General features: G+C 38.7%; 9 protein-coding genes, 1 tRNA gene, 1 pseudogene and 1 other annotated feature. Of the genes and pseudogenes, 5 read left to right on the top strand and 6 right to left on the bottom strand.

Annotation, left to right across the window (positions count from 1 at the left end):
• Nucleotides 1–235: 50S ribosomal protein L19 (rplS, locus tag E7C97_RS08815; RefSeq protein ID WP_316108949.1), on the top strand; the 235-nt coding region annotated here is incomplete at its 5' end.
• Nucleotides 236–277: 42 nt separating this feature from the next.
• Nucleotides 278–349, top strand: a tRNA-Arg gene (locus tag E7C97_RS08810).
• 133 nt (nucleotides 350–482) lie between these two features.
• Here the strand turns inward: E7C97_RS08810 and E7C97_RS08805 are convergent.
• The 4 genes and pseudogenes from E7C97_RS08805 to E7C97_RS08790 all read right to left on the bottom strand — a co-directional run.
• Nucleotides 483–629: pseudogene (locus E7C97_RS08805) on the bottom strand (Arm DNA-binding domain-containing protein); the annotation flags it as partial.
• 122 nt (nucleotides 630–751) lie between these two features.
• Complete coding sequence (locus E7C97_RS08800; protein ID WP_316108947.1) at nucleotides 752–1426, bottom strand: hypothetical protein; 675 nt, start codon at nucleotides 1424–1426, stop codon at nucleotides 752–754.
• Between the two features lie 47 nt (nucleotides 1427–1473).
• Nucleotides 1474–2280 (bottom strand): sugar-phosphatase, encoded by an 807-nt coding sequence (gene yidA / locus E7C97_RS08795; protein ID WP_316108946.1) that lies wholly within the window; start codon nucleotides 2278–2280, stop codon nucleotides 1474–1476.
• 12 nt (nucleotides 2281–2292) lie between these two features.
• Nucleotides 2293–3597 carry an HD domain-containing protein gene (locus tag E7C97_RS08790; protein ID WP_316108945.1) on the bottom strand — a complete coding sequence of 435 codons (1305 nt, stop codon included), beginning with the start codon at nucleotides 3595–3597 and terminating at the stop codon, nucleotides 2293–2295.
• 71 nt (nucleotides 3598–3668) lie between these two features.
• Here E7C97_RS08790 and E7C97_RS08785 point away from each other — a divergent pair, with 71 nt between their 5' ends.
• A complete protein-coding gene (locus E7C97_RS08785) occupies nucleotides 3669–4046 on the top strand; it encodes a DUF1934 domain-containing protein (RefSeq protein WP_316108944.1) in 378 nt (125 codons plus the stop codon).
• 113 nt (nucleotides 4047–4159) lie between these two features.
• Here the strand turns inward: E7C97_RS08785 and E7C97_RS08780 are convergent, their stop codons facing one another.
• Nucleotides 4160–5242, bottom strand: a complete 1083-nt coding sequence (locus E7C97_RS08780) for a DEAD/DEAH box helicase (protein WP_316108942.1) — start codon at nucleotides 5240–5242, stop codon at nucleotides 4160–4162.
• A complete protein-coding gene (locus E7C97_RS08775; RefSeq protein WP_316108940.1) occupies nucleotides 5239–6216 on the bottom strand; it encodes a Gfo/Idh/MocA family oxidoreductase in 978 nt (325 codons plus the stop codon). The genes E7C97_RS08780 and E7C97_RS08775 overlap by 4 nt, the downstream gene beginning before the upstream one ends.
• A gap of 145 nt (nucleotides 6217–6361) precedes the next feature.
• Between E7C97_RS08775 and E7C97_RS08770 the strand changes: the two genes are divergently transcribed.
• Together E7C97_RS08770 and rplU are read left to right on the top strand one after the other, a co-directional pair.
• The gene (locus E7C97_RS08770) at nucleotides 6362–7048 is read left to right on the top strand and encodes a YoaK family protein (protein ID WP_049529453.1); all 687 of its coding nucleotides are present in this window, start codon (nucleotides 6362–6364) and stop codon (nucleotides 7046–7048) included.
• Nucleotides 7049–7112: 64 nt separating this feature from the next.
• Nucleotides 7113–7199 (top strand) — a sequence feature (ribosomal protein L21 leader region).
• A 35-nt stretch (nucleotides 7200–7234) separates the two neighbouring features.
• On the top strand, nucleotides 7235–7405 hold a 171-nt coding region (rplU, locus tag E7C97_RS08765), incomplete at its 3' end, for a 50S ribosomal protein L21 (protein WP_316108950.1).

Here is a 7405-nt window from a genome sequence, read left to right as displayed (position 1 = left end):
ACGTATCCAGATTTTTGAAGGTGTTGTTATTGCACGTAAAGGTGCTGGCATCTCAGAAAACTACACAGTTCGTAAAATCTCTAACGGTGTAGGTGTTGAACGTATCTTCCCAATCCACACTCCACGTGTTGAAAAGATCGAAGTTGTTCGTTACGGTAAAGTACGTCGTGCGAAATTGTACTACTTGCGTGCTCTTCAAGGTAAAGCAGCTCGTATCAAAGAAATCCGTCGTTAATTCGACCAAAAAACTCTGCTCATTCGGCAGAGTTTTTCTCTAGCTCCCTTAGTTCAATGGATATAACAACTCCCTCCTAAGGAGTAGTTGCTGGTTCGATTCCGGCAGGGGGCATATAAACTATTGATTTTACTAGGGGTTTGAGATGTTTCGCCCCAAATTCGCCCCTAAATTTGAAAATATCTCTCTTACTTCTGAATTAGTTGCCTCTTCTAATGAAAAATGAAACATGGGATGGAAGGAGTAGTTCCTTTTCTCTTTCAGCTGCTGCAATTTGTGCAGCTTTTTTTGTTGGGAAACCGCCTTTTTCAGCCTTTTTATATTTTCCATCATGAGTTTTGTAAGAAATGCGATATTCCCATTTGCCATTTTCTCTTTTTCTGTATGATGCCATTTGATTTTTACCTCATTTCCTGATAAAATGGGTATAGTAAAAAGGGCTTTTTAATGCCTTTTACTATACTGGATTTCCTCACACTCAAAGTTTGGCGATGGCGAGTGTGGGGATTTTTTTGTTTAGTTATTTACTTTGACTTTCATCGATTTGTTGATGATACCATTTTCTTCTGCAAGTGTTGTGTTATCTTCTGCTTTTACATATAGATTAGGTGAGTTAGCAAAACTTAAATCATAACCATTTTCTATTGCCCAATTTTTAAAAGTAGTTTCTTTAATTTGGTACAGCTTGTCAGCAATTTGTTGAATTTCTACCTTAGAATAATATTTAGCTTCTTGAGGAAGATACAAGTATATGACATTTTTTCCTACTGGTTTAGTTACAACCTGATAGTCTGTATCAGCTAACTGATTATTGATTTCAGTAGTCAAATGTGTAGCGAATTGTGTATTAGATGCTTCTGTATATTCAGGACCATCATTTTTAATTTCTTTTGATGGACTTGTTCTGCTTTTTGATTCGCTAACTTTATCTTCTTTCGAACTTTCTGTACTCTCTGTACTCTCCGAACTCTCAGACGAAGATGACGAGGCAACTTGTGTTGTAGCTGGTTTTGTACTTTCGATTTTTGTTTTATTTTCTTTGAAGAAAATCCCAATGATAAAAATACAGATTATCAGAACAGCGATTGAAATATTTCTATATTTGGTGTTTGGGCGCTTTTTGATAAAGTACCAAATGCCAGCTGCTGAAACTAAAACTATTAACGATAAAAAATTCTTTAATATTTCCACTTTTTTACACTCCTACTATTTTTTAAAATTCTTCCTGAATTATAATGTTACAACACCCAAGTTCGGATCGCATGGGCTACGCCAGATTCGTCATTAGATTTGGTGATGTATTTGGCGATTTTTTTGAGTTCTGGGTTTCCGTTTTCCATAACAACTGGGTTACCTACGACTTCAAGCATGGCACGGTCATTTTCTTCGTCTCCGATAGCCATGGTTTCAGCTTTGGTCAATCCTAGTTTCTCAGCCAAGTGAGTGATAGCTGAGCCCTTGTCTACATTCTTTTTAAGGAGCTCAAGGTAGAAAGGAGCAGATTTGTTGATGGAGTAGCGCTCATAAAATTCTGCAGGAATCTTTTCAATAGCGGCATCGAGAATTTCAGGCTCATCGATAAACATACATTTGACGATTTCCTTGTCAGCCATTTCTTCAGGTGTACGGTAAAAAATCGGCATGCTGACGAGAGTTGATTCGTGAACGGTATATTTTCCGATATTGCGATTAGCAGTATAGATGCCGTCCTTGGTAATAGCGTGCATATGGACACCGAGCTTGCGACTGAGAAATTCCATATCTAGATAATCTTCATAAGTCAAGGATTCGCTGATAATCTCATGTCCTGTAGCGGTTTCTTGAACAAGGGCACCGTTGAAGGTAACAACGTAGTCCCCTTCGTCTCTTAATTTCAAGTCATCTAGAAGTTTGGCAACTCCTGCGATAGGACGTCCAGTTGCAATCATAACTTTGACACCAGCTTGTTTGGCATCTTGAATAGCGGCAAATACTTCAGGAGTGATTTCCTTTTGACTGTTGACAAGGGTTCCGTCGATATCGACAGCGATTAGTTTAATACTCATAAATTTCCTCTTTTAGTTTTTATTTGGTGTAAAATGATCGTTCTCAATCAAGTGTAGAAATTGCTGGGTAATGCTTGCGAAGATGCTGTTTTGGTCTAACATTTCTTTCGGAAAATAAAAACGATTATCTCCGTGGCGACTACCAGCAAGGGATTGAACGATAGGAGACAGGCTAGAGAGTTCTGCTAGTTCTCCATTTTTTTGTATAATCTCAATCTGCGTTCGTGGATTTTCAGATTCAGGACGATAGATATCATAAGGAAGGTCAAAGTTCTTATGAATAGCTGTGTAATAGTCGGGATCAAAGCCGATGTCTTCTACTAATTTTCTCATAGATGCAAGCTGTTCTTGATCTTCTTGTGAAAATGTGATGGATTTAAAGACCTTGCGATTGACAAAACGTTGTGACAGGTCTGCTAGTATCTTGTCAGGACTAGTCATCCAGAGCTGGAAATAGGTATTCATAACTCCGTCATCCAAAGACAGATAGTCAGCTAAGCTAACATTTTTTTCGAAAAATGGCAGTAGATGCGGGGATGTAAGAGTAAAGAAGTCCTTATTGTCTGGATAAAGTTCTTTAGCACGTTTCAAAAGATTCTGCAGAAGTACTTCCATAGCACGTGTGGCAGGATGAAAATAAACCTGCATATACATTTGATAGCGACTTAGAACATAGTCTTCGATGGCATGCATGCCATTTCGTTGAAAGGCAATTCCGTTCTCGATAGGGCGAATAACTCGTAAGATACGTGTTAGGTCAAATTCCCCATAAGAAGCCCCTGTAAAATAGGAGTCACGTAAGAGATAGTCCATGCGATCTGCATCGATTTGACTCGAAATCAGCTGGACCACCTGCTTATTTGGATAAGTGTGGTCTATAACGCTAGCTACCTTTTTTGGGAAATCTGGGGCTACCTGTAAGAGAACCTGATGAATTTCTGTCTCAGGGCTTTGGATAATTTCCTGCGTAATCGCCTCATGATCGGTATCAAAGAGATTTTCAAAGGTATGCGAGTAGGCGCCATGTCCTAAGTCATGAAGGAGGGCTGCAGTCATGGTTAGGAGGGACTCCGAAGGATCCCATTCTTTAGGATACTTTTCCTCAAAAATCTCGGTGATGCGTCGTGCAATCTCGTAAACACCTAGACAGTGAGAGAAACGACTATGTTCTCCACCATGAAAGGTATAGCTTGATGTTCCGAGTTGCTTGATACGACGCAAGCGTTGAAATTCTTTGGTATTGATTAAGTCATAGATAATCTGATTATCAACATGGATATAATTGTGAACAGGGTCACGAAATACTTTTTCATTCATAAAACCATTATAGCAAAAAGCCACAGTTTTTGGTAAAATAGTAGGATAAGAGTGAAGAAAGAGGACTTGAAGTGAAGATTCGAATGAGAAATACCATCCAATTTGATGAACAATTGGAAGTGGTCGACCAACTTTATGACGTTGAGTTACGTGAGAAAGGTGATTTTTCCTATCTCCTTTTTTACAATGAAGAGAAGGAAAAAGTGGTACTCAAGTTTAATGATACAGAGTTGGTGATGTCTCGATTTTCCAACCCTAAGACCATCATGCGTTTTCTGAAGGAAGCTGATAGTTTAGCCTATATTCCTACACCAATGGGGATACAGGAGTTTATCATTCAAACAAGCCATTATCAAGTTGATCAGCAAAAGATTGAACTAGCTTATCAACTACAAAACAAAGAAGGAAATCCATTTGCAGACTATCGCTTAGAAATTACCTGGGGATAAAAAAGTGGAGGAGAAATCAGTAGATAAAGTTTCGATTTCCTAGTTCTAAATCAACTAGCAGGTCAAAGTTTTTTTGCTAATAAAAAATGAGGTTGGGATTTTTGTCCCAGCCTCTATTTGATATAGAGTTCTTGATTTTTAAAGACAATTTCACGTACACTTGCAAATTTTTTGAGCTTTTTGATTTCTTCGGGATGCGTTACAAGTGTGATTACATAGCCCTCTTTTCCCATACGTCCTGTACGGCCAGCGCGGTGAGTGTAGGTTTCCATATCTCTAGGAACGTCAAAGTTAACCACGCATTCCAAGCTATCAATGTCGATACCACGAGCCAGAAGGTCTGTCGCAAGAAGCAGTGTTAGTTGCTTATCTTTGAATTTTTCGAGAATAACTTTTCTGAATTTAACGTTGACATCGCTAGCTAGTGAAACAGCTAAAATATCGCGATACTGCAATTTTTCCTCAGCGCTTCCGAGGTCTGACAAACTATTAAAGAAGACTAGGCCACGGAAATCCTCGACATGTGCCAGTTTTCTAAGCATATCAACCCTGTGTCGTTGGTCTACTTGCATGTAGAAGTGTTGGATGTTATCGAGCTTTTGATCGGATAGATCAATCATGCGCGTGTTAGGTGCAATCTTATCTTGGTCAAACTTGGTAGTGGCACTCATATAGATGAGTTGGTGGTCACGAGGTACGTAGTGAGTGATTTTCTCAACAAAGTGAATTTGAGAATCATCTAGCAACTGATCGAACTCATCAAGAATGATCGTTTCCACATTCATCATCTTGATTTTTTTCAATTTAACCAGTTCAAAGATACGCCCAGGAGTTCCAATCAAAATTTCTGGTCCCTTTTTAAGACGTTCAATTTGACGTTTTTGACTCGAGCCAGAAAGGAATAGCTGAGCAGTCAAGCCAATAGCTTCTCCCCAGGTTTTAGTTACTTCAAAAATCTGTCCAGCCAGTTCAGTGTTAGGAGCTAAAATCAAAAGTTGTTGCGCTTTTTTCTTTTGGAGACGGAGAAGACTTGGCAGGAGATAAGCTAAAGTTTTTCCTGTACCAGTTGGACTGACTCCAAGGAGGGTTTGACCTTCTAAAATCGGATCAAAAAGTTGAGTTTGAATGGGAGTGAATTCTTGGAAACCGAGTTGGTCAAGGAGTTCTAGCCATTCAGTTGGTAGTTTGGTTTTCATTTCTCTGCCTCAAATCTAATGCCAGCAGTCTGGCGCATGGTGTAAATTAGGTTATGGACGTGTGATGCATCCTCTAACCAAGCTTGGTAAAGTTCTGGGTTTGGCTGCTTGATCATGTTAGCAAAAGCATCGACCTCCTCAGTCATGGTATGAGGTGCCTGCTGAATAGGTAGATGTGTTTCATTACCTTGATGATCTGTAAAAATAGCTGAGCGGACATGTTCAATAGTGTTGAGTGTCAAGGTTCCATCTGTTGTATATATTTCGCAAGGCAGATTAGAAGTAATATTTTTACCAGCCTTGATATGGACTTGATAACCGGGATAAGATAAGATACCATCTCCATTTAAATCAATGGTGTTGTCAAGTTGTTGAGCTTGATAGGTCGCATCAAGTGCCTTACCAAACAAGCGAACCGCAGCATAGATCGGATAAATTCCCAAGTCCATGAGAGCCCCACCAGCAAAACGGTCTGAAAATACATTCGGAGTGTTTCCAGAAAGAAGGTCAGGCATCTTAGAAGAATACTTGGCATAGTTAAAATCTGCACCTAAAATTTGCTTGTCTGCTAAGAAGTTTTTAATAATTGTGAAGGCTTCCTCATGATAGTTTCTTGCTGCTTCGAAGATAAAACATTGATTTTCTTGAGCTGTTTCAACTAAATCCTGCCATTCTTGTGGTTGAGTCACCGCTGGTTTTTCAAGGATAACATGTTTGCCAGCAGATAAAGCGGCCTTGGCTTGAGTAAAGTGCAGAGAATTTGGACTTGCGATATAGACAACATCAAATTCAGACTGGAAGAAATCCTGTAAATTATCAAATAGACTAACATCTGTATAGGAACTAGCAAATTGCTGAGCAGTCGTGAGCTTTCTTGAATAAACAGCCACTAACTGGAATTCCTGACTAGTATGAGCAGCTTCTATAAAGTGGTGACTGATTGCACCAGTACCGATAATACCGAGTTTAAGCATGAAATCTCCTTTTCTACAAGTAATGACTGCTTTCATTATATCACAGATAGACTAAACTAGCCAAAGGGAGACAATTCTTTTATTTGATACTTCGAATTTTCATCAAAAAATGGTACAATAGATTCAGAAAAAATAGGAGTGTAGTATGAGATTATTACCTATGAGAAAAATTTCTCGTCATTCAAAAAGATTGGCGCTTTTTTTGACTTTTTGTGCGGGCTATGTAGATGCCTATACCTTTATCATACGTGGGAATACTCTAGTTGCAGGTCAAACGGGTAATGTCGTTTTCCTTTCCGTTGGTCTCATTCAAGACAATGTTTCAGATGCCAGTGCCAAGGTAATGACTTTGATTTCCTTCATGGTGGGTGTCTTCCTTTTGACAGTCTATAAAGAAAAGTTGAGGATTGTAAGAAAACCAATTCTATCCCTTATTCCACTAGCAATTTTATCTTTAATAATAGGATTTGTTCCCTTGACGGTTGATAATATATATATAGTACCACCGTTAGCATTTTGTATGGGACTTGTAACAACAGCATTCGGAGAAGTTTCAGGAATTGCATACAACAATGCTTTTATGACTGGAAATATCAAACGAACCATGTTAGCATTTGGCGAATATGTTCGCACAAAACATACACCTTTTTTAAGAGAAGGTCTTATCTTTGTTAGCTTGCTGTCGAGTTTTGTGCTCGGGGTTGTTATATCAGCTTATCTGAGTATTTTTTATGAAGAAAAAACAATTTTAGGGATTCCAATCATGATGAGTATTTTTTATCTAAGTATGCTTTTTGCATCTTGGAGGAAAAAAATAAGAGAAAAAGTTTAAATTCGATGATAAATACTTGTCAAAAACTAGGAATCATGCTATACTTGAAGAGTTGACTATGCACAGTCCTGTGCAACCGCACGAACATCGTTGCTTGATTTTCAAGTGTAAGTGGTTCGTCCCACGATGCTAGGCGAGTCTTCACAAAAATACGGGGAAACCCCAAAAAATCATAGGAGGTGCATAATGAGCACATACGCAATTATCAAAACTGGCGGAAAACAAGTTAAAGTTGAAGTTGGTCAAGCAGTCTACGTGGAAAAATTGAACGTTGAAGCTGGTCAAGAAGTTACTTTTAACGAAGTTGTTCTTGTTGGTGGTGAAAACACTGTTGTCGGAACTCCACTTGTTGCTGGA

This window comes from Streptococcus sp., from assembly GCF_032481935.1.
Classification (GTDB): Bacteria; Bacillota; Bacilli; order Lactobacillales; family Streptococcaceae; genus Streptococcus.
Note: the sequence above shows the minus strand (reverse complement) of the source record. Positions and strands in the feature narration are given on the sequence as shown.